At 45.2% G+C, this 25,822-nt stretch carries 23 protein-coding genes; all 23 read right to left on the reverse strand.

Annotation, left to right across the window (positions count from 1 at the left end; genetic code table 11):
* Positions 1 to 13 precede the first annotated feature (13 nt).
* Positions 14 to 1,156, reverse strand: coding sequence for an acyl-CoA dehydrogenase (locus tag FRZ06_06895; GenBank protein QOX63086.1), 1,143 nt, complete (start codon positions 1,154 to 1,156; stop codon positions 14 to 16).
* Between the two features lie 378 nt (positions 1,157 to 1,534).
* Complete coding sequence (locus tag FRZ06_06900; GenBank protein QOX63087.1) at positions 1,535 to 1,981, reverse strand: GNAT family N-acetyltransferase; 447 nt, start codon at positions 1,979 to 1,981, stop codon at positions 1,535 to 1,537.
* 255 nt (positions 1,982 to 2,236) lie between these two features.
* Positions 2,237 to 3,112 (reverse strand): hypothetical protein, encoded by an 876-nt coding sequence (locus tag FRZ06_06905; GenBank protein ID QOX63088.1) that lies wholly within the window; start codon positions 3,110 to 3,112, stop codon positions 2,237 to 2,239.
* Complete coding sequence (locus FRZ06_06910; GenBank protein ID QOX63089.1) at positions 3,109 to 4,143, reverse strand: MBL fold metallo-hydrolase; 1,035 nt, start codon at positions 4,141 to 4,143, stop codon at positions 3,109 to 3,111. The genes FRZ06_06905 and FRZ06_06910 overlap by 4 nt, the downstream gene beginning before the upstream one ends.
* Positions 4,144 to 4,256: 113 nt before the next feature.
* The gene (locus FRZ06_06915) at positions 4,257 to 5,855 is read right to left on the reverse strand and encodes an acylcoa--acetate/3-ketoacidcoatransferase (GenBank protein QOX63090.1); all 1,599 of its coding nucleotides are present in this window, start codon (positions 5,853 to 5,855) and stop codon (positions 4,257 to 4,259) included.
* An 83-nt stretch (positions 5,856 to 5,938) separates the two neighbouring features.
* Entirely contained in the window at positions 5,939 to 7,846 is a 1,908-nt protein-coding gene (locus FRZ06_06920) for an AMP-binding protein (GenBank protein QOX63091.1), read from the reverse strand.
* Positions 7,847 to 8,052: 206 nt separating this feature from the next.
* Positions 8,053 to 9,294, reverse strand: coding sequence for an OFA family MFS transporter (locus FRZ06_06925; protein ID QOX63092.1), 1,242 nt, complete (start codon positions 9,292 to 9,294; stop codon positions 8,053 to 8,055).
* Positions 9,295 to 9,388: 94 nt separating this feature from the next.
* Positions 9,389 to 9,580, reverse strand: coding sequence for a hypothetical protein (locus tag FRZ06_06930; GenBank protein QOX63093.1), 192 nt, complete (start codon positions 9,578 to 9,580; stop codon positions 9,389 to 9,391).
* A complete protein-coding gene (locus FRZ06_06935; GenBank protein QOX63094.1) occupies positions 9,561 to 10,112 on the reverse strand; it encodes a hypothetical protein in 552 nt (183 codons plus the stop codon). The genes FRZ06_06930 and FRZ06_06935 overlap by 20 nt, the downstream gene beginning before the upstream one ends.
* Before the next feature lie 16 nt (positions 10,113 to 10,128).
* Positions 10,129 to 10,530 carry a hypothetical protein gene (locus FRZ06_06940; GenBank protein ID QOX63095.1) on the reverse strand — a complete coding sequence of 134 codons (402 nt, stop codon included), beginning with the start codon at positions 10,528 to 10,530 and terminating at the stop codon, positions 10,129 to 10,131.
* A 104-nt stretch (positions 10,531 to 10,634) separates the two neighbouring features.
* Positions 10,635 to 12,974: a molybdopterin-dependent oxidoreductase gene (locus FRZ06_06945; GenBank protein QOX63096.1), complete on the reverse strand. Its 2,340-nt coding sequence runs from the start codon at positions 12,972 to 12,974 to the stop codon at positions 10,635 to 10,637.
* 1 nt (position 12,975) lies between these two features.
* On the reverse strand, positions 12,976 to 13,467 hold the full coding sequence (locus FRZ06_06950; protein QOX63097.1) for a (2Fe-2S)-binding protein: 492 nt from the start codon (positions 13,465 to 13,467) through the stop codon (positions 12,976 to 12,978).
* Positions 13,468 to 13,472: 5 nt separating this feature from the next.
* Positions 13,473 to 14,357, reverse strand: coding sequence for a xanthine dehydrogenase family protein subunit M (locus FRZ06_06955; protein ID QOX63098.1), 885 nt, complete (start codon positions 14,355 to 14,357; stop codon positions 13,473 to 13,475).
* 25 nt (positions 14,358 to 14,382) lie between these two features.
* A complete protein-coding gene (locus FRZ06_06960; GenBank protein QOX63099.1) occupies positions 14,383 to 15,507 on the reverse strand; it encodes an acyl-CoA dehydrogenase in 1,125 nt (374 codons plus the stop codon).
* 19 nt (positions 15,508 to 15,526) lie between these two features.
* Positions 15,527 to 16,669, reverse strand: coding sequence for an acyl-CoA dehydrogenase (locus FRZ06_06965; protein ID QOX63100.1), 1,143 nt, complete (start codon positions 16,667 to 16,669; stop codon positions 15,527 to 15,529).
* Between the two features lie 355 nt (positions 16,670 to 17,024).
* Positions 17,025 to 18,428 (reverse strand): AAA family ATPase, encoded by a 1,404-nt coding sequence (locus FRZ06_06970; GenBank protein QOX63101.1) that lies wholly within the window; start codon positions 18,426 to 18,428, stop codon positions 17,025 to 17,027.
* 108 nt (positions 18,429 to 18,536) lie between these two features.
* Entirely contained in the window at positions 18,537 to 19,475 is a 939-nt protein-coding gene (locus FRZ06_06975; protein QOX63102.1) for an MBL fold metallo-hydrolase, read from the reverse strand.
* Positions 19,476 to 20,531: an EamA family transporter RarD gene (gene rarD / locus FRZ06_06980; protein ID QOX63103.1), complete on the reverse strand. Its 1,056-nt coding sequence runs from the start codon at positions 20,529 to 20,531 to the stop codon at positions 19,476 to 19,478.
* A 6-nt stretch (positions 20,532 to 20,537) separates the two neighbouring features.
* A complete protein-coding gene (gene ilvB / locus FRZ06_06985; protein QOX63104.1) occupies positions 20,538 to 22,205 on the reverse strand; it encodes a biosynthetic-type acetolactate synthase large subunit in 1,668 nt (555 codons plus the stop codon).
* A 71-nt stretch (positions 22,206 to 22,276) separates the two neighbouring features.
* A complete protein-coding gene (gene ilvC, locus FRZ06_06990) occupies positions 22,277 to 23,272 on the reverse strand; it encodes a ketol-acid reductoisomerase (GenBank protein ID QOX63105.1) in 996 nt (331 codons plus the stop codon).
* Between the two features lie 295 nt (positions 23,273 to 23,567).
* Entirely contained in the window at positions 23,568 to 23,900 is a 333-nt protein-coding gene (locus FRZ06_06995) for a hypothetical protein (GenBank protein ID QOX63106.1), read from the reverse strand.
* 84 nt (positions 23,901 to 23,984) lie between these two features.
* Positions 23,985 to 24,887 (reverse strand): RluA family pseudouridine synthase, encoded by a 903-nt coding sequence (locus FRZ06_07000; GenBank protein ID QOX63107.1) that lies wholly within the window; start codon positions 24,885 to 24,887, stop codon positions 23,985 to 23,987.
* Between the two features lie 43 nt (positions 24,888 to 24,930).
* Complete coding sequence (locus FRZ06_07005) at positions 24,931 to 25,728, reverse strand: NAD(+)/NADH kinase (GenBank protein ID QOX63108.1); 798 nt, start codon at positions 25,726 to 25,728, stop codon at positions 24,931 to 24,933.
* Positions 25,729 to 25,822 lie beyond the last annotated feature (94 nt).

Genomic DNA, 25,822 nt, shown 5'->3' on the forward strand with positions numbered 1-25,822 from the left:
AATTTGCAGCTGACTAGCTGATTTTCATGGAACCGGCAATAACCATCTTCATCGCTTCAGAGGTTCCTTCGTAGATCTCTGTGATCTTCGCATCTCTCATCATACGTTCAACAGGATATTCTCTGGAATAACCGTATCCGCCCATGAGCTGTACGCAAGCTCGGGTTACATCATTACACATCTCGGATGCGAATAATTTTGCCATTGCTGCTGCTGGTCCATAGTTTTCCTTATTATCCTTCTGGATTGCTGCTCTCCATGTCATGAGTCTTGCTGCATCGATCTTTGTCTGCAGCTCAGCAATTTTGAACTGTGTGTTCTGGAAGGAAGAAATTCTCTTTCCGAACTGCTTTCTTTCTTTTACATATTTGATTGCTTCGTTCAGGGCACCCTGTGCAATTCCTGTAGCCTGAGCAGCGATACCGATTCTTCCGCCGTCAAGGGCTTTCATTGCGATTTTGAAGCCATCTCCTTCTTTTCCAAGACGCTGTGATACTGGGATGCGAACATTTTCATAAGCTACTTCGCAGTTGGATGCAGCTCTGATTCCCATTCTGTGGATATTCTTACCAACGGACAGTCCCGGTGTATTTCTGTCAATTACGAATGCGGAAATACCCTTGGTTCCCTTGGATTTGTCAGTCATGGCAAACACGACGAACGTATCTGCAAAACCGGAGTTGGTTGTAAAGATCTTTGCGCCGTTGATGACATATTCATCGCCGTCAAGAACTGCCTTTGTCTGCTGTCCTGCAGCGTCTGTTCCTGCGTTTGGCTCTGTCAGACCGAAGCAGCCGACTTTGGAACCATCAACCAGTGGTCTCAGCCATTTTTGTTTCTGTTCTTCTGTACCGAAGCCTTCGATGCAGGAGCAAGCCAGTGATGTGTGTACGGAGATTGTGATTCCTGTGCTGGCATCAATCTTGGAGATCTCTTCCATACACAGCGCATATCCCAGATAGTCTCCGCCTACTCCGCCGTAATCTCTGGAATAGGGGATGCCCATCAGGCCGTATCTCTGGAGCTTCTTTACCAGTTCCAGATCAAACACCTCTGTCTCATCCATCTCTTCTGCGATCGGCTTTATTTCAGTTTCCGCAAATCGACGGAATAATTCCTGCTGAAGCAAATGTGTTTTCGTCAGTTTAAAATCCATTTTTCATTCTCCTCCTGTTTTGTGATACTTATCTTATCTTGATCTAACTCAGCAGGTCACCGGCAAATCAGGAATTTGCGGTCTCCTGCTTAAATTCCCGCCAATTTATCTTATAAATTGTTCGGGCTGATAAACAAATCTTAATTCTACATGTTACACTTTAACTCATTGTTAATAAATAGTCAAACGTTATTTGGTGAAATCCAGAAAGTATTTTGTATACTTTCCTATCATATTTGAGTATATCATGGTGCAATGATTTTTAGGCAAATTGGATGCCTGATTAAATTGCACACTAGATAGCATTCACAAAAAGAATAGAATGAATTCAAAATTATGGCATGATCGCTTCCCGTCAAGCAATGATTTTTGTGATTCTTATAAGATTTTGCTCAAATAAACCATATCAACCAATTGAACACCATCATCATACATTGGTTGGCCGTAGTTGTCTGTGAAAAAGTCCTTAATTCTATGAGAAATTCTAAATCCGTTTTTCTGGTAAAACTGCAAGATCCAAGGAACGTCGCCTGTTCCCACAAGCATGGTTACATACCTGCCTTTGTAATGTGAAAAGATATGGTCTAACAGTTTGCTTCCATACCCGTTGCCATGCCATTTTTCATAGGTAGCTATATTTTTTAGTTCGCAGACATCATCACTTTCCTGCGTAACCACACAAATACTTTTTAAGCCGCCATCATATAATGCAAACATTTCTCCCCGATATAGGTATTTTTCTATCATTTTCAAGTCTTCATCTGCAAGAAGGAGAAGCTCCATAAAACTTATTTTGTCCTTATCCTCAATTTTCGTTATTTTCATATTACCCTCCACGACCTTTTTATTATCATTAAGTATACCATATTATTACGATCATCCATCCTGAGAATAAATCCACTCTGGTTTTGACAGTCCAGTGCGATACGCTCAGTATGATAAAATGTAAAAGTAAAGTAAATGACAAGGAAAGCGAACCCCAAACATTAGTCTTTCACTTATGACCTAATGCTTGGGGTTCGCTTCCAGAATGAATAGGCGGGTTTTATTCTTCTAATGAGCGGACGCTCATTTCTGAAATCATGCTCGTTTTAAGAATGAAGATTTGATTTCATACAGAAATGGTTTCAACAATGCTTTTATCTGTTCCTGGTCGATTTCTTTTTGATTCATTTCTTCTTGCTTGCTTTGTTCCACATCTGTCCCTTTCAAAGAGGCTGATTGTTCACTGATCAGCTTAAGGATTCGCCCTTTTTCCCTGTGCCGAAGAGAAAATCTATGAACTACAAGAGTCCTGCTGAACCAGTCCTCCTCTCCAGAGCTGAAATCCTGAAAAGTCCATCGTATCAATTCCTTTTTCAATGACTGACGGACACCCTGCAGCGTCATAATTCTCAAAGCAGACTTCATCTTATTTGCACTGAGGCAGCAAGGCAGCTGCGTACATAGTTTCAGACTGGAGCCATCGCCTTGATCTGCAATAGCCTCGATCCTTCCATCCGTAACTTGAAATTCGTTCACATGCGTGATTTGTGGAAGATCAAGAAACTCAGCGATCATTGCGCCAACATGTCCTTCTTTTTTATCCTGACTTTGATACCCCGCCAAAATCAGATCATAGCTACCGATTCGGCGGATTGCAGCAGCCAAGCAACGCGCTGTCGCCATCGCATCAGCTGCGGCAAGCCCTGCATCACTTATGAGGACAGCCTTATCGGCTCCCAAGGCAAGCGCCTCTCTTAAAACCGTATCTTCATCCGAAATTCCTGCTGCCAGTACTATAATTTCCACTGCGCCCTGTTCCGCTTTTTCCTTTAGCCGCAAAGCCATTTCAAGCGCATTTCCGTCATCATAACCTATTTGCGCATCTTCGCTGGAATTACTTCCTGACAGCCTTCCCCTATCCGAGTATTTTTCTTCTTTTAAAGGCTGTTTTATCAATACAATGATCCTCATAGAAGTACTCCTCCTGTTTTTTTCAAAGAAAACTTATAAGATTCGCCTTCCAAGCTGACTTCTGCTGAGCCTTCTTCTTCAAGGTAGAACAGATGGGCCATGGCCTCTCCTGTTGCAAACCAACGTTGCTGTCTCGGTATTTTTTCCCAGATATCCTTTGGCATTCTCCAGCTCATTTTGGCGGCAACTTCATATGCATTCATCGGCCGATTGGCATGTCTCAGGATCAACCGAATCTCTTTCAGTCTCAGCTCATGATGCTTTTTCAGTTCCTCTATCCTGACATAGGGCTCTGTTACTCTCCCACGGTGACCCGGAAGAATCTCTTTGATTTCAAGAGCTTCAATACGCTCCAGGCTCTTCAGATATGATCTTAAAGGCCGTTCCAGCCCTCGCTCCGGTGAAAGGACAGGGGTGATATCTCCCAATATGTGATCTCCTGAGAAAAGCAGTTTTCGATTATTTTCTAAAAGGCACATATGACCTGGGCTATGTCCCGGTGTCCAGACACATTGAAGCTTGTATTTTCCCGCTTGAAGGATTTCCCCATCTGTCACCGTAACAAAATTGATCCGGTCTTTCCCTCCGAACAGCTTGCCCGGATGAATCCCTTTTTCTTGATCTTCCCCAATATCAGGCATCCCGTGCCTGCAGAAAAGAGCGCCCATTTCATCCCAATATTCCTGAGCAGCAAAAAGATTGATAATATGACCGTCCAGCGCGCTGCAATAAATCTTAGCTCCCCTGGAGGCCAGCTCAGAAGCAAGACCGGAATGATCTGCATGCAAGTGGGTCAGGAAGATGTCTGTATCCGAAAGTTTTGCACCGATGTTTTGGAAGCCGTCCCATAAGGCCTTACGGCATGCCGGATGAAAGAAACCGGTGTCAATCAGTAAATTCTTTTCACCCCCTGTGAGTAAATATGCGTTGAGCGATCCCAATGGATTATTGGGAAGAGGCACCTTTATCTGGTAGATTCCATCTGCAACTTCTTCTGTAATACTTTTGCTCATCGATCTGTTATCCGTCATCGTCCTTCCATTCCTCCTTGCTTTTTCCTCTGCGAGAGCCAGCTAAAGATTCAGAAAACCGAAACGCTTCTGCGCTCCGGTTTTCCTGATGGTTTTTCATGCTCTTAAAGCTGTTATTTCTGACTCATCTGTTCTTTCAGTTTTCCCCATACGGGCTGGAACAGTTCGGGATCCATTAATTTCGGTCCGCCTTCTGGAATGATTGGAGCAAAACCCATCTGATCCAGAATTTGCGTCTGAAGATCAATGCCCGGTGCGATTTCTGTCAGAATCATACCTTCCATGGTTCTTGTAATGACACAGCGTTCCGTGATAAATATGATGTGATTTCCGCGCTTTAAGGATTGTTCCGCATTAAAGGTAAGCTGCGGGCACTTCTCAACAAATTTCTTAAATTTCCCTTCTTGAACGATGACCATCTTGCCATCTTCCACTTTGCACTCAATTCCGCCTGCAGTGAAAGTTCCTACGAAAACCGCATGCTTAGCAGTTGCCGCAATATTTGCAAATCCGCCGACTCCCATAATTTTACCGTTCAGTAGACTTGTATTCACATTCCCGTCCTTATCGACTTCACTCAGTCCAAATACCCCAAGATCCAGACCGCCGCCGTCAAAGAAACTGAAATGATCGCCCTGATCGCAGGAAGCTTCAATATTCCAGTGTGCGCCGAAGTCGTTTCCACCGCCCGGAACTCCGCCGATGCTTCCTGATTCAGAAATCATCGTAATGGTATTTGCACAGCCTTCTTCTGCCATTACGTTGCCCGTATGGGTTGGAACTCCAATACCAAAATTGCATTTGAATCCAGGTTGAATCTCCTGAGTGACTCTTCGGACCATTACCTTTTTTTCATCAAAAGGAATAGGCTTCATACTCGATTGAAGAGGTACACGTACTTCGCCGGTAAAGGCTCTGTTATACTTTGTTCCCTGGGTCTGCATGATATTTTCGGGATCTTCTGCAACGACGATATAGTCTACATAGATTCCAGGCACTTTAACAAGCTTTGGATTGAGACTGCCTGCCTTTGCAAGGGTTTCGACCTGAACAATAACAATTCCTCCGTTTGCTTTCGCGGCCTGCGCAACAGACAGCATTTCAAGATTGTGGGATTCTTTTTCACAGGTAATGTTGCCATTCTCATCTGCTGTTGTTCCTCGCATGAATCCGATATCAATGGGCCATGCTTTGTAGAAAAGATACTCTTCGCCCATAAAATCAGGTATGTACGTTACAAGATCCTCTCCCTTTTCCTTGGTCAAAGGATTGAGCTTTCCGCCGTCAAACCGGGGATCAATAAAAGTCCCAAGACCAGTCTTTGTCAGGATTCCGGGAGCTTTTCTTCCTGCTTCGTGCCAAATCTGAAGAATGGTACCAAGTGGAAGATTCCATGCCATGATCTTATTCTCTGTAATCATCTTAAAGACGGAAGGAGAGGAACCTGCATGGGATCCGATGAATCTTGTCATGAGCCCTTCCTGAGCCCAAACGCCTTCGCCCCGTTCTCCCTTAGGCCCTAAGCCCCAATTTCCCAGTCCTGCCGCATGGATATGGGTGAGATTTCTCGGGTGACCGGTTTCCTCAAATCTCTTTCCGACAGCAATGGCGATCTCTTCTGGCCAGCCTGCCAAACCGAATCCTGCGGTACCAACACTGATATTGTCCTGAAATAGTTCTGCCGCTTCTTTTACGGTAATTACTTTTGCCATACTCAGCTCTCCTTTTTCTTAGGGGAAACATCCATGGATTTCAGTATATCTAGCAAGTTATCCATGTTTCCTCAAATAATGAATTAACTGATGATTTTTTTCTCTTTCAGCTCCGCGGCATGCCGCCTGAGCTCAGATTTCAGACATTTTCCCGAATCGGAGACGGGGAATCGGTCGAGAAACACAACCCATCTTGGCATTTTATTGGTAGATATTTTTCCCCTGCAATATTCCCTAATCTCATTCTCAGTCAAGTTCCTGTCATCCTTCACTCTGATAAATGCAACAACTTCTTCTCCGTACAGATAACTGGAAACGCCAACAACAGCCGCTTCCGCCACAGCATCATGGGTATGGAGGAAATCTTCTATCTCTTTCGGACTGATATTCTCACCACTCCTGATGATGATGTCCTTGCTACGATCTTTGATACTTAGATAACCGTTATCTGCAAGACAACCGATATCTCCTGTATGAAGCCAGCCATCTGCATCAATTGCCTTTGCAGTCTCATCAGGCATGCAATAATATCCCTGCATGAGATTGTAGCCCTTAACCCAGATTTCGCCGCAGCTTCCATCGGTAACTTCTTCCTTGGTGGTGGAATCCATAATGCGAACCTGCACACCCGGAATCGGTGCGCCAGCCGCAGTGGACTTCCATTCCAAAGGATCATCTGCGTAAACCGCGGTTACACAAGGCGAAGCCTCTGTCAGACCATAAGATGAAACCAACTTTGGGATTCCAAGCAAGTTTTGAATATCCTCCATCAATTTCGGAGGACATGACGCCCCAGCTATAATCCCTGTTCTAACCGATGAGAAATCATAGCAGTTTTTTTCCATTTCATGAATAAAACCGATGAACATTGTAGGTACACCAGAAACCACGGTACATTTTTCCCGCTCAATCAGTGACATGGTAATCTCCGGACGGAACTTATCTACCATAACCATCGCTCCGCCCCTTGAAACAGCAGTAAGGATGCAGGCTACACAACCAAAACAGTGGAACATTGGCGCCTGTACACACATTACATCCTTCTCGGTAAGTTCCATGCGGTCTGCCATTGCATTCGCATTTTCAATGACATTTGCGCTGTTTAACATAACGCCTTTGGGAGTCCCTGTGGTGCCAGAGGTGTAGATCATATGTACTGTATCTTCATAGCTTAATTGCTTCTGCCGGTGAGAAAGTTCCGTGTCATCCACAGTGCTTCCCATTTGGAGCAGCTCTGACCACCGATAGGTTCCGGGATATTCTTCATCGCTGATTACAATAACGTTTTTGAGCATTGGAAACCGCTCCGACCGCAGTCTTCCTGGTACTGCTTCACAAAGTTCCGGACACAGCCTGTAAAGAATTTCTATATTCTCTGTGGCTTTTGTTCCTACTTGCATGATCAGCGTACTGGTATCCGAATGCCTCAGCAGGGTCTCCATTCTCATTTCCTTTTCATAGGCGTTGAGCGGCACCATAATACCCCCGGCTTTCGCAATTGCAAACTGTGCGAGGACAAATTCCGGTGAATTCACTGCCCAAACCGCAACTTTATCACTCTTCTGCAAGCCGATTGAAATCAGTCCTTTTGCAAGCTTTCCGGAAAACTCCCTGAATTGGCCATAGGTGTACCTTCTGCTGCTGGTGCTGCTGATCAATGCCTCACGCTCACCATACAGTTCAGACACCTGATCTGCCAGCTGTCCGATGGTCAGGTCAACATAGCTTTTCGCCAGAATCTCAATGTATTGATCAGGTTCGTCAGGATTATATAGCCGTGCTGACTTCGTTTGTGATACGCCGATGTTCTCCATGGCAAAGGTCCTGCAAACCGATTCAATCCATGGCATGGGCCACGGAAGCTGCCATGGCTCAGTCTCAATTGCGCCGTCTGCCGAAAACACCATTTTCTTACCAACCAGGCTGCAGGGTATGCTATCCACCCGCTGAACTGTTATTTCTATTTTCCTGCTCTTGTCAATGATACTCATGATAGAAACCCCTTCTACAAAGAACTCCGGTATTTAACGATTCACAGCTGTGGTGAAGACATTGCGGTCTCATCTGCAGCTGGCAACGGCTTCGCCTCCTGTTCCCTTCGGGAACTGCTGTCCGTTTTGCCATGCCAAGCAAGCTTGGGGCAAAAAGGCAACGGCTTCGCCTTGATCAGCTGTGAATCATAATGTCTATTCCTATGTTACGCCTTGGATGTCGCTGCTGCAGCTTTCTTCTTCATCGTTCTGACGATAAAAGTCAAAACGATTCCTACGATGCTCAGCGCGGCAGCAATGAGAAATGCGTTGGTATAAGCGCCGTTATTATTTGCCTTTACTGTAGCTGCTAAAACAGGGCCTACATACGCACCGATTGCAAAACCGGTAAACATAAATCCATAGTTTACGCCGTTATTTCTAGCGCCAAAGCTGTCTGCTGTCAGAGCTGGGAATACGCCCATAAATCCGCCGAAGCAGAAACCGATGGCCATAACGACGACAACAAATAAAGCAAACTGTCCTGCTCCTATTGTGGAGAGTGCAAACATCATTGCGCCGGATAAGATATACATCAATGGAAGCGCGTTATATCTGCCGATCTTATCGGAGATCCATCCCCAAATAACACGTCCGCAGGTATTGGCAATGGCCACGCAGCTTACTGCCACAGCGGCAAGAGCCGGATCTACTCCGATAACTTCCTGTGCGATCGGTGATGCCTGGCTGATGATCATAAGTCCGGCCATAGCGCCGATAACGAACATGACAACCAGTAAGTAGAAAAGAGGATCTGCAAGCATCTGTGACCAGGTCTTGTCTTTTCCTGTATTTGCAGATGTGGCTGTAATTGCAGGTGGTTCCCATCCTTCCGGTTTATATCCAGCCGGTGCTGTCATGATAAAGCGTGAACCGACCAAAATAACAACAAGATAGATAATTCCTAATGTTTTAAAAGTGAACAGTACACCGTTTCCTGCAATTATCTGCTGAGCGATCGGTGCGAAAATGATTGCGCCGGAGCCGTATCCTGCTGTAGCAAGACCACCAACGAGACCTCTCTTGTCTGGGAAAAATTTAACGGTATTTGCGATGGTACAGCTATAAACCAGACCCATTCCAAACCCTGCAATAATCCCGTAGGTTACATACAGCCATGCCAGAGAAGTGGTCAATCCGGAAAGGAAGATACCGCCTCCGAAGAGAATCCCTCCCGCAAAGATTACCCATTTCGGGCCATACTTATCTTGAATTTTTCCGCCTGTAATCATGGTAATTGGGCTGACTGCATTGGCAATTGTAAAGGTCAGAGCCGTTGCTGCTGCTGTCCATCCAAAGGTTTTGATCAGTGGTCCCGCAAATACGCTCCATGCGTAACCGGAACCGATGCACAAATTGATTACCAGACTCGCTCCCAGGATAAACCATCTTTTTTTCTTAAGATCCATAGTTATTTTCCTCCGCTTTCTTTGTTTATTTTTTAACAATAAAGGGTAATACGGATTGATAGCGTTTTTTTGCATAAAGAAACGGTCATTATTATTAAATTTCTTGGTTCCTCTTTTCAAAGACCACTTTAAAGCCTTCAAAATCCTTTTCCATATTGGTATCGTGTTTTTGCATCAGTACCCTTGCACAGGATGTCTTACAGCTGGAAGGACAGTTTGCACACATATCCTCCTGACCAACCGGCTCAAATCTCCTGTAGTTGGATTCAACAACAATCTTTCCCATAGGTATCATCATCCTCCACGGCAGAACTGTAGGTTATCGCCTGCCAATCGCCTTCCATATGCTCACGGTTGGCTGCAAACAGTTGTTCCAGACTTTCATAGGAAGTCCGGTTTCCACTGAAATACATATTGATTTTATTAAGCTCGATGACCCATTTGTCTTCGGCCTCATCAAACCAAACCAGCGTATCGGTCTTCTTGTGAAAGAACTGCTCTACTCCGAAATTCCATTTGTGTAAAAATGCTTCTGCATCCGGGTCTACCAGTCTTTCATAAATCCGATTGATCTCCATCTCGAAGATTTTTCCGGTATCCCTTCTCTTTGCGTAGAGCCTGCGATTCTTCGCCTCGATTTCAAGATAGTCTCCACACATTTCTAGGATATGACCAACTGCATCAAGAACCTTGATTACGACAGTATCGTTCTGGCATTCCGCTAAACCTTCAATTTCAAACATGTCATCTTCCAGATAAAAGTCCACTCTTTTTCCGTCCATTAACTGCAAAAGAGCAGCTTTGTCTATTAACCGCATGGATGTGTCCTCCTTATTACCTGTAGCTGATCAAGCCCGGATCTTCGTAGATATTACCGACAATTTCAATGTTATCCGCCAGATATTCTCCGCCCATCATGACCATACCGTCGTGGGACAGGATGATAAAGCTTGCAATTTCATCACTCCAGATTACTTGATGAAGTGCTCCTTCCAGCTGGACTACATCGCCCTCGCAGATCTCGTTCTTATTCTTATCGTACCAACCCGTATACTGCATTGGTACAAACTCTACTGGCTCCTCTGAACGAAAATCATAAATATAGAGAACGCCGAAGGAGAGATAGGAATAGATTGTTTTCTTTGTACTGTCTTCTATTTCCGGCTGCTCCAAGGCTTCGGGTGAATACATCTTTTTTGCCTCATCATCCCAGGCCCTGAACTTCAATTGTCGCATAGTCTGTTCCCTTTCGTTTCCTTGTTTGCAATTACAGAATGTAGTCCGGCAGCAGCGCAGTAAGCCCTGCCGCCGGACTGTAAATTAACTGTTTTTATTTTTTATTATTTTGCCTTATTTGCTTTGATGGCATTGAGCACCTTTTCTGGTGTCAGCGGCATCTCAGTAAATCTGACTCCAATGGCGTCATAGACTGCATTGAAGATAGCAGGTGCAGTTGGCTGAATCGGACCTTCTCCAGATTCCTTTCCCCCGTATGGAGCAGAAGGATCGAAGGCTTCCACAATGCTGGCATCGATTTCCGGCATATCCATGGAAGTCGGCAGCTTGTAATCGTGGAAGGATGGGTTGATGAATTTTCCGTCTGGTGCGATCTTCATTTCTTCATAAAGCGCCTGACCCATACCCATCTGGATGGAGCCGTGAACCTGTCCCTCTACGCTCATAGGATTGATTGGCTGTCCGCAGTCGCCTGCTTCTGTGATCTTCGTAACATGAACTTTACCGGTTTCCAGATCCACATCTACTTCCGCAATCTGAGCGCTGAATCCGAAGGTCGGTGAATGTCCGATATTTCCGCCCTGCTGGATACCCTTTCTTCTTGGAGGAGTAAATTGTCCTGTGCAAGTCAACGGCCCATTGGACTCGATGTACATGGTAACGACATCACTCCAAGGAATATTCTTCTTTTTCTTTTCATATACGGAATAGAACATTCCATCCTTAACTGCAATTTCTTCTCCTCTGCACTTCAACATGGAAGCGGCAACAGGGAACAGTTCTGCATTGACCTTTTCTGCAGCTTTCCTGATAGCCCAGCCCGTTGCGAAGGTCAGACGGCTTGCAAAGGTACCCAGGTCGAAGGTTGAAATCTGGGTATCTCTTGGGATTACCTTAACATCCTCAGTCTTGATGCCTAAGGTTTCCGCTGCCATCTGAGCCATGACGGTATCTACACCCTGACCGATATCGGTAGCGCCGCAGAATACGGTAGCGCCGTTTTCTTCATCGATCTTGATGGTAGCCACGGTGTGGGGTTTATAAGAAAGGTACAGGGTATAGGATGTTCCGGAGATGTAGTATCCGCCGGACAGGCCAATGCCCTTCCCATAAGGAAGCTTTCCGTGCTTCTCAAGATAACCGGACCGCTGTACAACATCATCCAGGCACTTTTTGTACTCAGTATGAGGAACGTACATCAGACTCTTCGCTGTATATCCGGACTCTGCTGCATTCAGTTTTCTGATTTCATAAGGGCTCATTCCAAAATGAGCTGCTGCCTGATCAAGCATCTGCTCCATGGCAAACCTAGGCTGTACGCCTCCTAGTCCACGATGTGCTCCGCAGGTAGGCTTGTTTGTATAGACTCTCTTCCCTTCAAATCTTACATTGGGGACCATGTATGGGATGTGAACCATGGATGCTGTGTAGAACAGAACTACGATACCCCAGCCTGCGTATGCGCCGCCTTCCATGATATTGTTGAAGTCAACAGCAGTAATCTTTCCGTCCTTATCAAAGCCCATCTTAAATTTCATATAGCATGGGTGACGTCCATTGTTTGTTGCAAAAACTTCACTTCTCTCATAGGTAATCTTTACAGGTCTGCCAATCTTTCTTGACAGGATCGCAGAGCAGAAATCCGCCTGAGAAGCTACGCCTTTTCCGCCGAAGCCGCCGCCGATGAGCGGAACGGTGATTCGGATTTTATTCATTGGCATTTCCAGAACCTTGGAAAGCTGCTGATGAGTATAGTGGGGAACCTGACAAGTAGCATACAGATGCAGCTGTCCTGTGTTGTTGTCAAAGTCTGCGATGGCTGACTGTGGTTCCACAAATGCATGGTTTACATAGGAGGAATAATACTCCTGTTCCAGGACATAATCAGATTCTTCCAGCGCTTTTTCCGGCTCTCCGTAAACCTGAACACCTTCATATGCAATATTGTTGGGCGCATCTTCATGGATCCTGAGATCGTCTCTCTTCAGTGCTTCTCTTGGATCAACGAGTGCTTCCAGTACTTCATATTCTACCTTAATCAACTCAAGCGCCTTTTCAGCAGTTGCTTCGTCTCTTGCAGCTACAGCAGCAACGCCTTCACCCCAGTTTCTTACCTTGCCTACTGCCAGAGCATGCTCATTGGCATTGTGGGGTACGATTCCGTAAGCGATGGGGCAGTCTGCTCCTGTGATAACGTCGTAAACGCCGTCCAGCTTTAATGCTTCACTGAAGTCGATGCTTTTGATAATTGCATGAGCATGAGGACTTCTCAGAATTTTTCCGTAAGCCATTCTAGGAAGTACCAAATCGTCGGTATATTGTACCTTACCAGTTACCTTAGCAGCACCGTCAAGACGTGGAATGCTTCTGCCAACTTCGGTGAATTCTCTGGTGTAATCTTTATATTCATGATATTTGTTTGAAACTTCATACATTTTTCCCATTTTATTTCACCTCCGCTTCTGCGCGAGCCTTGACATAAGCCTCGATTGCTTCAAAGATCAGAATATATCCTGTGCAGCGGCAGGTATTTCCGGCCAGTGTGCGTTTGATTTCGTCAATGGTTGGATTCGGTGTGGAATCCACCAGTGCTTTAGAGGAAAGAATCATTCCGGGGGTACAGAATCCGCACTGTACTGCTCCGTGATCCAGGAAGGATTTCTGAAGGGGATGGAGTTCTCCTGTTACAGGATCAGCAATACCTTCAATGGTAGTAATTTTCTTTCCCTGACATGCGATTGCAAGCTTCAGGCAGCCGAGCTGTGGTTTTCCGTCGATGAGGACGGTACAAGCTCCGCAGTCACCCTGGCCGCAGCCCTTTTTCGTACCGGTGAGACCTACTTCTTTTCTGATGACATCCACCAGAATATCCATTGGTGTTACCGCTACCTGATAAAGCTGGTCGTTGATATCTAAAGTGATTAACTGTTTATTCATCCCTCTTACGCCTCCTTTGCAGCTTCATATGCTTCTTTGACCAATCTTCTAGCCAATGCACCAACCACATCTTTTCTGTATTCTGCAGAAGCTCTTACGTCTGAAATGGGCTTCGCCTCACTCTGAGCAGCTTCTCCGGCTTTTACGATGAGTTCTTCTGTCAGCTCTGTTCCTTTTAAGAGACCAGGAACCAATTCTGAAACAAGGGGTCTTGGAGATACGGAACCCATGACCAATTTCACATCTTTGATCTTTGCTCCATCATCTTCAAGCGTGATATTGACTGCCATGTTTACAGCATCGATTTCCATAGCATTTCTCAGACCGATGTATCCATACCGACAAGCGGATTTTGGAGCCGGTTCGGGAAGTACGAACTTGCTGACGATTTCTCCCAGCTGAAGATCATTTTTACGATTTCCCTGGATAAAGTCTTCCATTGGAAGTTCTCTTTCTCCTTCAAGACCGCTGATCACAACCTTAGCACCCAGTGCAGACAATGGAGTAGGCGTTTCCGCTGCTGGAGAAGAATGACAGCAATTGCCGCCAAGAGTAGCCATTACTCTTACCTGGTTTGAACCCAGTTCGCCTGCCGCGTAGGTCAATGCACTGTACTTCTTAGCCAGATCTTTTGAGAATTCAATTTCTGAGATTGTGGTGCAGGCTCCGATTTCGGCTCCCTGCCCGTCTTTGCAAACAATTCCTTTCAGCTCCTCAAGGCCGCTGATGTCAATGATTGCTTCTGGTTTGATCATCTTTTCTTTCATCATGATGATCAAATCTGTTCCTCCTGCCAGTACCTTTGCGCTGCTTCCCAGACTTTTCGTCAGTTCCAGTGCTTCGCCTTTGGTTTTTGGCGCATAATAGTCAAAATCATGTAAAATATTCAAAAGAAGCCACCTCCTATACCTTTCACTATTTTAATAAAGCTCCTGCGATTACCTTCTGCGGGAATTCATTGGCGTTTTCTACGAGGAATGTTCCTCTGATATCTCTGAAGTACCGCTCAATCTTACCTTCTCTGCTGTAGCCGACTCCCCCGTGAATCTGTACTGCATTCATTCCGGCATCAACACCGGCTTTCATGGCATACATCTTCGTATAAGCCGCTTCCAGGAAATAGTCGCCTCCCTGATCCACACAAGCTGCGGAACCATAAGCTGCCATCTTGATCATATGCACGCTGGATGCGATTTCTGCAAGGAGCCACTGGACTGCCTGAAGCCTTCCAACGGGAGCGCCAAACTGAACTCTTGTCTTACAATGGTTCGTAGAAGCGTCCAGCATTTTCTCACTGATTCCCGCAGCCATAGCAGCATAAGCGATATCTGCTCTTGCCTGAATCTCAGCAGCAATTTGTGCCCCTTGGTTTTCCGTGCCTAGAAGCTCCGCTTTTGCACCTGCAAATTCGAGCTCCGCTGTAGGGAATGCTCTGAGACCTAATTTATCAATGGATTTTGTTGCCTTGACGGCAGTGCCTTCTACTAGAAATGCGGAAAAACCTTTCGGTCCCGCTTCTTCGTCTGTCTGTGCAATGACAACGTAGATCTGAGCTGCTCCACCATTGGCTACATAGGTCTTTTTTCCGTTCAATTCATAACCATCGCCACTCTTCACTGCTGTTAACTTTTCTGCTCCGCTGCCAAGTCCTGCTCCCGGCTCCGCAAAGCCATAGCCACCAAGCGCTTCTCCGCTTTTCATCAAGGGAAGCCACTTCTTTTTCTGATCATCGCTGCCGTACTTGGCAATGGTCTGCGCTGCGAGTACAACATGGGTTACAGCAATGGCTGCAGCAGCTGCGTTTTCTTTTGCTAGCGCTTCTGTCACAAGAGCCACGCTGACAAAATCCGAACCAAGACCTCCGAATTCTTCCGGAACGGTCATCCCAAGAAAATCGTGTTCTGCCATTTTCTTGATCGCCGCTGCCGGAAATTCTCCGCTTCTGTCGTCTTCATAAGCGATGGGTTCAAGCACGGATACCGCAAAGTCAGACGCACTTTTCTTTATCATTTGCTGTTCCTTTGTCAGTTCAAAGTTCATCTTCATATCCTCCTACTCTTTACGATCTTAGCAATCCGCCGGCGATAACCAGTCTCTGTATCTGGTTTGTGCCTTCGTAGATGGAAAGAATTCTTGCGTCTCTCCAGATTTTTTCGATTTCCGAATCCTTTGTATAACCGTAGGTTCCCATAATATCCATTGCATCCAGTGCTACCTTCATAGCCATGTCGGTTGCAAACAGCTTGGCAATGGCAGAGTGATGAGAATATGGCTGCTTGTTGTCCTTGAGCACTGTTCCTCTATGTACCAGCTGTCTTGCAGCTTCTACCTGAGCTTCCATTTCAGCCAGCTTAAAGGTGACAGCCTGTTGCTTTGCAAGTGGCTTTCCTCCATCCATGCGGCCCTTAACGTAGCGTACGGCGGCATTTAATGCAGCCTGACCACAACCGATGGACTGAGCAGCTACCATGAGTCTTCCTGAGTCAAGGGTCTTCATTGCGATCTTCATTCCGTCTCCCTCTGCGCCCAGCAGTGCTGAAGCAGGAACTCTCAGATCTTCAATGACCAGTTCTACAGTCTGCGAACCTCTGATTCCCATCTTGTCTTCAATTTTGCCGACTCTTAATCCTGGAGTTCCGCCCTTTACTAGAAACGCACTCAGACCTTTGCTGCCCAGGGTTCGATCCGTAGAAGCAAATACCACCAGAGAGGATTCCATATCGATGGCATGGCCACCCTGGGTAATGTAACACTTGGAACCGTTCAGTATGTACTCGTCTCCTTTTTTGACCGCTGTAGTAGCTACAGCGCCGGCATCGGATCCTGCACCAGCCTCAGTCAGAGCAAATGCTCCATATTTTCCTTCCAGAATCGGTCCGAAATGCTGCTTTTGCTGCTCCAGAGTTCCTGCGATCAGCAAGGGATAAGATCCCAGATTGTTTGCGCCGAAAGCGGTTGCAAGTCCCACGTCCCCTAACGCCAGCTCTTCCATGATGATGGCGCAGCTCTTCGTATCCAGTTCAATTCCTCCAACGGCTTTCGGTGCCACCAGACAGACCAAACCTGTCTGATACCAAGCCTTGAAGATTGACTCAGGCACATCGCCGGAATCAATGATGCTCAGGTTTGGTGTTACATGCTCCGATACAAAGTTGCGAACCTTCTGCTGCAGCTCTAATTGACCGGCTGTGTAATCAAACATTGTTCTCCTACCTTCTTTCCTCTTAAAATCTGAAATAAGTAATGAATCAAGTGGTTGTTATGATAATATTTAAACAATCTCACGATCCTATAATAAAGCAAGGTCTGTGCCAATGAAGCAGGATCATATTTATCTTTAAAATAATTTAAACAAAAACAAACAAAAACAAACTATTTCTATAATGCATTCCATATTTCATCAATTCAGATTTCAACTCCAGCACAAAAAAGTACACAAAAAAACGGTGTACACTTTGTGTACACCGTAAACATTTCGTAACAGTCATTGTACATATATGTTGACAGTTAACATTTTAACAAGCAAATTGCCCATCATGCTCCGTGGTTTTTGTCTTTCATATGTCAATCTTATATTTTTCAAGCTTTTTATAAAGGAGCGTCCTCGAAATATTCAGCATCCTGGCGGCTTTGCTCTTATTCTGTTCGCAAAGATCAAGGGTCTTTAGGATCGCTTCTTTTTCCAGGGAGCTTTTTCGTTCGATAAGCGGTTTGTTAATATCCTCATAATCTGATCTTCGCAGGTTGGAAAAGTCCATCTGATCCCGATCTTCAAGGTGATCTTCCACCGCAAAAGCAGACAGATCCAGAACATCCCTGCGAGATGCGTTAATTGCTCTTTCGATCACGTTCTGCAGTTCTCTCACATTGCCAGGCCAGTCTTTGTTTTGGAGGTACGACATTGCTTCCTTCGTTATGCCTTTGATATTTCTCCCCATCTGTTTGCTCAGTTTTTGTATGAACGCATCTGTGAGCAGAGGAATATCCTCTCTCCGCTTTCTAAGAGGCGGAATGGAAATGGTCATGATATTCAGTCGATAATAGAGATCTTCACGAAACATTCCTTCCCGGATCATTTCCTGAAGGGAGACGTTTGTGGCAGCGATAACCCTTGCATCAACAGAAATACTTTCGCTTGTGCCCAGCCGTTCAACCTCCTTTTCCTGAAGAACCCGAAGAAGCTTGGGCTGCATGGATAAGTGAAGGTGATTGATCTCATCGAGAAAAATAGAACCGAGATGCGCTTTTTCAAACTTGCCGCGTTTTCCGCCCTTTTTCCCGCCTGTGAAGGTTCCTTCCTCATAACCGAAGAATTCTGATTCCAGAAGATTTTCCGGAATAGCGGAACAATTCACTTTTACGAAAGAAAAGATGCTTCTCGTACTGCAGCTATGTATGGAGTGGGCAACCAGTTCTTTTCCCGTTCCGGTTTCTCCTTTGATCAGCACCGTGGAGTTGGACGAGCCAGCGAAATAAATCTGCTCCTTCAGATGCTTGATCGCATCGCTTTCACCGATAATATCCTCAACGCAGTATCTAGCGCCGCTTCGTTTTTTTAATTCGCCTTTGAGGAACTCGTACTCTGCTGTAATGGATTCCATTTTTTCCAGAAAAGCATAAGCCTGATCAACACTCAGAAAGCTTGAAGAAATAAAACATCCGACCACATCATCTCCGTTAAAGATAGGCATGTAGGTCATAATTCCCGGTAAATCCTTGCCGTTCCTAGTCTTGATAAATACGTCTCCGCTTACCGCTTTCCCAGTTTTGATCGCAGTGATTGCCCGTGATCCTTCAATTAGATCATGGTTAAAGCTCCCGATGGCGACATCCCGGGGAATACCGGTATCTTCTTCCCATCGTTTATTCACGTATATGTATTTTGCATACTTATCGGTGACTGCTATGATACCAGCCTGTTCAAAGATAAGTTCTACGCACTTTTCATGTAATATGGCCATGACTTTCACCCCACAACAATAAGAGCAACCTGCCGATGAAACAGAGATTACTTCTGCCCGTTACAGCTATCTTACTATGAAAGATTTACATTTGCAACGTGAATTTATTCACAAGTATTCACTTTGATCACGAATCATCGCCTTGATAATTAGTCTTCCATTGATTTCAAAGGCTTCCAGCGGCTGCTGGTTTTTTGTAATATTATGCCAGTATTCAGACTTATATTCTTCATAGATCGTGTCCTCTGACAGCCCCGATTGATAGCGATCCAAAATAAAAGTTCGATATTCGTCTGCCTTCTCTTTTACACTGTTCCAATAGTTTTTGATTAAGGAATCCGATACTTTACCGTAATGGGGCGCAATAATACAATCGGGCATAAGCTGCCGTCCCTTTTCAATGGATCTTACGGTTTGTCCGTATCCCTTCAGCATAGCAAGCATAATATCTCCATCTGGAGTCAGGCATCCCATGGTTTCTGACAAAAACAATATGCCTTTCTCCAAAAGATAGTAACTGATGGAACAATCCGTATGACCTGGCGTTTCGAGAACCTGAAAGGTCATGCCGCCAAGCTCTATTTGATCGCCCTCTACCACCACTCGATCCACAGAAACATCCCGATCATCATAAGTAACAGCAATGTCTTCGGATTCCAGTCCGTATGCTGAAAGTTGCTGTGAATGGCGGTACATTTCACCTGCTGCCAAGGATAATTCCCGAATGACGTTCCTTGCACTCTGCTTATTTAGGACGTTCTGTGCATGCTGCGCTCCGACAGAAACCGCTTCCGGCCACTCCTTTTTTAGATAGGGCAATCCTCCCATATGGTCATAATGACTATGGGTTAATAAAATATAATCCAGCTTTCGCCCGCCGAGTGCTTTCTTAGTATTTTCCACAAGACGTTCACCGCAGAATGCCATTCCGCAATCAACAACCGCCGTCATTTTTCTTCCGATGACGAGAAACACTTCTCCGCCCGGTCCGGCAGTCACTCTCTTGATATCAACTGGAAATTGAAATCGTTCCTCCGCATTGTTCATTCAGTCACTCCTATGAATCGATTCTTCGGCCCCATGCTTGGGAACCTCAACAGTTTTTCTGCTTTCTCTGATTTCACCTGCTGTGAAAACAGCAAGTCCAATCCAGATCAGGGTAAACGTAACCAGCTGAACTCCTTCAAATCGCTCATGATACAGAAAGATTCCAATGAGTAAGGTGAGCGACGGAGAGATGTACTCTGTCACTCCCAGTGTGATCAGGCTTACTCTGTTTGCAGCCATAGCAAAGAAGAGCAGCGGTGTTCCGGTCAAAATACCAGCGAGAGCCAGCAGCCCCCATTGGTAGGGCTGAGCGTTTGCAAAAGCTCCCCTTCCGGTCAATTCAAAATAAAGAATCATCCCAAAAGCGATGGGAACCAGAAGCATGGTTTCATAAAGCAATGCAAGCACCGCATCAAGCTGATATCTCTTTTTAATTGCGGCATACATAGCAAAGGATAGGGCAAGGGTTAGGGCAATTCCCGGTATTTGTCTATAATACACCAAGATGACGGCAACACCTGCACATGCAAAGCCAAAGGCTGCCAGCTTAAATGAGCTGATCTTTTCCTTAAAAAATGCAACACCGAAAATCCCAACAATCAAAGGCTCAATGTAATAGCCAATGCTGGTCTGTATCAGAAAGCCATTGTTTACTGCCCAGATATAGATGCCCCAATTCATGGAGATTAACAATCCTGAAAAGAAGAAAGTACCCATGACCCCTTTTTGCTTCAGTGGCTTGAGCAAACCCTCACGTTTATAAATGCACAGTCCTAATGTTAGCGCATAAAGAAATGCAAGGAGGATTCTATAAAAGAGAATCAGGATCGGATCAATGGAGGACAAGGACTTCCAATAAATTGGAAGAACACCCCAGAGCACAGCACAAAGGATCGCAAATGCAGCACCTTGCCTGCTTGGCCTCCTGAAAAAATTTCGTATTCTGATGAATGTCCGCTCTCGGTCTGTTCCTCTTTCCATAGCATGATTCAAAGAGGCGGAAAAATGCTCCGCCTCTTGAGTTTTGATATATTCGTTCTCTTGTTTTAAATTCAATTTATTTTACACCAGCGTTTCTGTAAGTAATTGATTGTTGATGGCTTCTCCCGGAGGTACAATCGGCGCTACATTCTCATCAATGAAGATCTCGCATGCGATGACCGTACCGCGTCCAGACTTCTTTGCTTCCTCCAAAGCCCGGATCAGCTCATCCCGTTCCCTTACGAGGCATCCGTCAAGACCGAATGCTGATGCAAGTTTATCATATTCAATCACATCAGGCAAGTCGGTGGCAGAATATCTCTGAGAAAAAAACAGTTTCTGCCATTGTCTCACCATTCCCAAAGTATGGTTTTTGATGATTACAGAAATGATCGGCAGATTCTGAGACGACACCGTGGCAAGTTCGTTGAGGTTCATACGAAAACTGCCATCTCCGCTGATATGAACCACCCTTTTTCCGGGATTCCCGATCTGTGCCCCAATAGCCGCTCCCAGTCCAAAGCCCATAGTACCCAAGCCCCCGGAAGAGATAAAGGTTCTCGGTTTTCGGAATGGCCACTTTTGTGCGGTCCACATCTGGTGCTGCCCAACGTCAGTGGCAATGATAACATCATCGCCAAGAATCTCATTGATCGTATCAAAAATACTATCGGGATCGAGTTTCTGGGAGTTTGCTGTTTTTTCTTTTTTCCAGGTATCGATCCGTTCGTTCCATTCTTTCCGCTCTGTTTTCTCAATGAGCGGCAGCAATGACTGCAAAGCGCTTTTCACATCGCAGCGGATGCAGTAATCATACCTCATATTTTTTCCAAACTCAGCTGGATCAATATCGATATGTACAATCTTCGCGCCACGGGCAAAACGGGTCGTATCTCCTGTAACACGGTCGCTGAACCGTGCACCCACGGCAATGATCAAATCGCTGTGATGAACAGCCATGTTTGCTTCTTTCTGTCCATGCATTCCAACCATTCCCAAAGAAAGGGGGTCCCTTCTGTCGAAAGAGCCCATGCTCATGAGCGTCGTTATAACCGGTATGTCAGAGGCATGCGCTATCTGAGTTAATTCTTCCGAAGCATCAGCGATAATCACTCCACCACCGGCGTAAATTACCGGTTTCTCAGCGGCATTGATCTCTTCAGCAATGGAGCGAATCAAATCCAGATCAGCAGGCGGACAGCATCGTTCAACCTCCATGGGAAGGCTGGCTTCATATTCGCCAAGCTCTACCATAAGATTCTTCGGCACATCGATCAGCACCGGCCCAGGCCGTCCGCTTGCCGCAATTTTAAAAGCATTTCTGATATTGGGAGCAAGTTCCTCTACCGTTCTGCAAAAAAAGCTGTGTTTTGTGATCGGAAGCGTCACCCCAACAATATCGACTTCCTGAAAGGAATCCTTTCCGATGAGATTAATAGGGACCTGGCCGGTAATTACTACCATAGGACTGGAATCCATATATGCAGTGGCGATCCCCGTAACGGTATTGGTCGCCCCCGGACCACTGGTTGCAAAGCATACGCCAACCTTCCCAGTGGATCTTGCATAACCGTCCGCCGCATGGGCTGCCCCCTGCTCATGGCTGGTTAAGATATGTTTGATTCTGTCCTGATAATCGTATAAAGCGTCATACAGGGGCATAATCTGACCGCCCGGATAACCGAAAATGGTATCAACCTTCTGCTCCAAAAGGCATTCCATTATTATTTTAGATCCCTTTAACTGCATACTCTCACCTATTTCTATTCCTTATTTTTATGATTCAGCATATCAGGAATACGATGTGTGATTCCCTATTCTTATTTCCCGTCGTTCCAGGAATACATCTTTCTCAGTTCTTTTCCGACTTTTTCAAGCTGGTGCTCTGCATGAATTCTTCTGGAAGCCAAGAAGTGCGGGCGGCCAACTTTATTTTCAGTGATCCAGTTTCTCGCAAAGGTTCCATCCTGAATTTCAGTCAGTACTTTCTTCATTTCTTTTTTCGTGTCTTCTTTGATCATTCTCTTTCCGGTTTCATAATCACCGTACTCAGCGGTGTCGGAGATAGAATATCTCATATAAGAGAAGCCTCCCTGATAGATCAGGTCAACGATGAGTTTCATTTCGTGGATGCATTCAAAATATGCGTTTTCAGGATCATAACCTGCTTCTACAAGGGTTTCGAAGCCCGCTTCCATCAAAGCAGTTACACCGCCGCAAAGAACGGCCTGCTCACCAAATAGATCGGTCTCAGTCTCTTGTCTGAACGTAGTTTCCAGAACACCTGCTCTGGAACCGCCAATACCGGCAGCATAAGCCAGACCCATTTCAGTAGCTTTTCCGGAAGCGTTCTGATGAACTGCGATCAGGCAAGGTACGCCTTTTCCTGCTACATATTCGCTTCTAACGGTGTGTCCAGGTCCCTTTGGCGCGATCATAATAACATCAACGTCTGCAGGAGGTACGATCTGAAGGAAGTGGATATTAAATCCGTGGGCAAATGCAAGAACCTTGCCTTCTGTCAGATGAGGTTTAATACTTTCATGGTAAATATCAGCCTGTTTTTCGTCGGGCACAAGGATCATAATTACATCCGCTGCTTTTGCAGCATCAGCAACCGTTGCCACTTTAAGACCAACAGCTTCAGCCTGAGCCCAAGACTTACTGCCTTCATAAAGACCGACAACAACATCCACACCGCTTTCCTTAAGATTTAGTGCGTGAGCATGTCCTTGACTGCCATAGCCAACTATTGCAACGGTCTTACCGTCTAATAATCCGAGATTACAGTCACCCTGATAATAAATTTTTGCCATTTTAAATCCACTCCTTTGTATATTCAAGATAATTTTTATACAATAAATTTGTTGTACCGTCACAATTTTTCATGCGAAAAATTTGATATTAATATATTGTACTACTAGGTATGCACTCAGTCAAGGCAAAACGAGGAAATAATTGTGTTGTTCATCGAAGCAGAAATGTTACAGCAAAAAGAGGGCAGAAAGGAAACAAAAAAGGAAATGCAGGCGGATTCAATCCGTACAATTCCTTTTTGTATTATATGGATATTTTTTTATCGTTCACAGAAGAAAACGTCTTTAGGAAGCTTTAGAAGAGTCCTAAAAAGCCGCCGCCGCCGTCCTTTCCACATCCCTGATTATTTTGGAATAAGAAGAAGATCAGGACCAGAATAAGTAACCAGCCACTTCCGAAGCCGCCGTTGTTATCACAGCATTCATCTCTGCAGCCGCCTCCGCCGAAGCCGCCCAAGCCACCGAAGCCGCCGAATATGTTTGTTCCTCCGCAAAGCAAGAATACGATCAGCAGGATTGGAAGCCATTCGCCCCAACCTGAGTCATTGTTGTCGCAGTCACAGTCATCATATCTGTCCTTATCATAACAGCGATCCCTGTCAATGCATTGTTTTATTTCATCGCCCACCTTAAACACCTCCATGTAAATGACATTACAATTTCTATATAATATGAGGCGATGATAATTTTGGTTCCTTCCTGTCTGCACAGTCTACTTGCGTATTTTTAAAATCAACTCCTGCATGTCATCGGGCAGCGGAGCTTCCAGCTCCATAACAGCACCAGTGACCGGATGCCGGAAGGACAGGTATTTGGCATGGAGCGCTTGCCTTTCAATGAGCCAAACCGACGCTTCTCCATAAAGCACGTCACCCACTACCGGATGACCGATATGGGACATATGAACCCTGATCTGATGGGTTCTGCCAGTTTCAAGCAAAAGTTCCACCAACGTGTATCCCCGTTCAAAGCGTTCAAGTACTTTATAATGAGTAACTGACGGATATCCCCCATCGGTCACCGTGCGTTTCACCTTATCCTCGTGCTCCTTGTCGATGGGAAGATCCACAGTTCCCTCATCCTCGTCAATGACACCCTTTACCACGGCAGCATATTTTTTTACTACAGCATTCTCAATCATCTGCTTCTGCATATCGTCCTGGCAGTGGGAATTCTTTGCCACCACCAAAAGCCCTGAAGTATCCATATCCAGCCGATTGATAAACCGTATTTTATAATTCTTATTACTTTCCAGCATGTAATTCATGATCCCATTTGCAAGCGTTCTGCAGGGATGGCCTTTGGTGGGATGAACCACAAAGCCGGGTTGTTTATTTACAATGAGCAGGTCTTCATCTTCATAGACCACGCTAATTGGGATTTGCTCAGGTTCAAAATGGCTGTTTTCCTGGGGCAGATCAATGGTTATACGATCCCCGGTGTCGCCTGTCGCATACATTTTAACCGGACTGCCGTTGAGTTTCACATAATCGCCTGCTTTCAGCTTATTCATCAATCTTGTGGAAAACCCAAAATTACGTTTTAAGAGCTCCTTTATCCGGAGCTCTGTTTCATTTTCCTTTATTGTGTATTCAAATTTATTTTTTTGGCTCATAGTATTTGCTTGTTTCCTTATTTTTTATTTCCTATATATTTCCCTATAGAAATTTACTCTTTACTTTATTCCAAAAATCATAATGTTCAAACCGAAGGAGTTTGACAATAGATTCTGAAAACTCCAGGACGATTTCATCGGATCCGACATGAAGGTATTCCATACCGTCCGGAACGATTAAAAGACCGCGCTCTCCGTTATACTCAGGGTTGATCCGAATGGAAAGATCAGGAGGCAGAATAATACTTGAAGTAAAAGACCGATAAGCAGTGGTATTCATCGGTGCCAAAGGAGTCAGCTGCAGCAGCGTAAGTCTTGGATCGACGATACTTCCCCCAAGAGAGTAATTGTAAGCCGTGCTTCCTGCCGGGGTTGATACCAGAATTCCGTCTCCGCTGAACCGCTCAATAAAGCTGTCCCCAATTGAAATGTTCAGATGAATGGCTCTGGAACGTTCCCCTTTGATCAGTATTTCATTCAGTCCTTTATAAACGAAGCTTTGGTTTCCGACGGTAACCTTAGCTTTCACAGTTTTTAAGTGCTGAATTTCGTATTTTCCCTGTTTATAGCGAAAGATGAATTCATCCAAACCGTCTGGATGGAGCTCTTGAAAAAATCCAAGATGTCCCGTATTGATTCCGATAAAAGGAATATCGGGAAAATCATGTCGGTGAAGCGTCTCCAAGAAAGAACCATCTCCCCCGATACAGATGATCAATTCCGCATTGGGATCAAATTCCCGAGGAACCACAAAGTCGCTTTTCTCCAGTTTTCGTCTGAGAAGTTTCTTTGTTTCCCTGGATAGAACGGTGTCATTTGCAAAAACATTGATGATCTTCATCAGAGCTTTTCTCCCCCTTATTAAAAAAAACAGCTTTACTCCTTCCATCAGGAAACCGGATAGCCTGAGCTAATTTAGATGAATAGAAAGAAAG

This window comes from Clostridiales bacterium (assembly GCA_015243575.1).
Taxonomy (GTDB): Bacteria; Bacillota; Clostridia; order Peptostreptococcales; family Anaerovoracaceae; genus Anoxybacterium; species Anoxybacterium hadale.

Excerpts from the sequence above, each read along its gene's own strand:
- FRZ06_06965 (QOX63100.1), bottom strand. The coding sequence starts at position 16,669 with ATGTTTGATTACACAGCCGGTCAATTAGAGCTGCAGCAGAAGGTTCGC.
- FRZ06_06970 (QOX63101.1), bottom strand. The coding sequence starts at position 18,428 with ATGGCCATATTACATGAAAAGTGCGTAGAACTTATCTTTGAACAGGCT.
- FRZ06_06915 (QOX63090.1), bottom strand. The coding sequence starts at position 5,855 with ATGGCAAAAGTAATTACCGTAAAAGAAGCGGCAGAACTATTTCAGGAC.
- FRZ06_06950 (QOX63097.1), bottom strand. The coding sequence starts at position 13,467 with ATGAATAAACAGTTAATCACTTTAGATATCAACGACCAGCTTTATCAG.
- FRZ06_06935 (QOX63094.1), bottom strand. The coding sequence starts at position 10,112 with ATGCGGTTAATAGACAAAGCTGCTCTTTTGCAGTTAATGGACGGAAAA.
- FRZ06_06925 (QOX63092.1), bottom strand. The coding sequence starts at position 9,294 with ATGGATCTTAAGAAAAAAAGATGGTTTATCCTGGGAGCGAGTCTGGTA.
- FRZ06_06945 (QOX63096.1), bottom strand. The coding sequence starts at position 12,974 with ATGGGAAAAATGTATGAAGTTTCAAACAAATATCATGAATATAAAGAT.
- FRZ06_06940 (QOX63095.1), bottom strand. The coding sequence starts at position 10,530 with ATGCGACAATTGAAGTTCAGGGCCTGGGATGATGAGGCAAAAAAGATG.
- ilvC (QOX63105.1), bottom strand. The coding sequence starts at position 23,272 with ATGGCAAAAATTTATTATCAGGGTGACTGTAATCTCGGATTATTAGAC.
- FRZ06_06930 (QOX63093.1), bottom strand. The coding sequence starts at position 9,580 with ATGGGAAAGATTGTTGTTGAATCCAACTACAGGAGATTTGAGCCGGTT.
- FRZ06_06960 (QOX63099.1), bottom strand. The coding sequence starts at position 15,507 with ATGAACTTTGAACTGACAAAGGAACAGCAAATGATAAAGAAAAGTGCG.
- FRZ06_06900 (QOX63087.1), bottom strand. The coding sequence starts at position 1,981 with ATGAAAATAACGAAAATTGAGGATAAGGACAAAATAAGTTTTATGGAG.
- ilvB (QOX63104.1), bottom strand. The coding sequence starts at position 22,205 with ATGCAGTTAAAGGGATCTAAAATAATAATGGAATGCCTTTTGGAGCAG.
- FRZ06_07000 (QOX63107.1), bottom strand. The coding sequence starts at position 24,887 with ATGAGCCAAAAAAATAAATTTGAATACACAATAAAGGAAAATGAAACA.
- FRZ06_06910 (QOX63089.1), bottom strand. The coding sequence starts at position 4,143 with ATGACGGATAACAGATCGATGAGCAAAAGTATTACAGAAGAAGTTGCA.
- FRZ06_06905 (QOX63088.1), bottom strand. The coding sequence starts at position 3,112 with ATGAGGATCATTGTATTGATAAAACAGCCTTTAAAAGAAGAAAAATAC.
- FRZ06_06975 (QOX63102.1), bottom strand. The coding sequence starts at position 19,475 with ATGAACAATGCGGAGGAACGATTTCAATTTCCAGTTGATATCAAGAGA.
- FRZ06_07005 (QOX63108.1), bottom strand. The coding sequence starts at position 25,728 with ATGAAGATCATCAATGTTTTTGCAAATGACACCGTTCTATCCAGGGAA.
- FRZ06_06895 (QOX63086.1), bottom strand. The coding sequence starts at position 1,156 with ATGGATTTTAAACTGACGAAAACACATTTGCTTCAGCAGGAATTATTC.
- FRZ06_06920 (QOX63091.1), bottom strand. The coding sequence starts at position 7,846 with ATGAGTATCATTGACAAGAGCAGGAAAATAGAAATAACAGTTCAGCGG.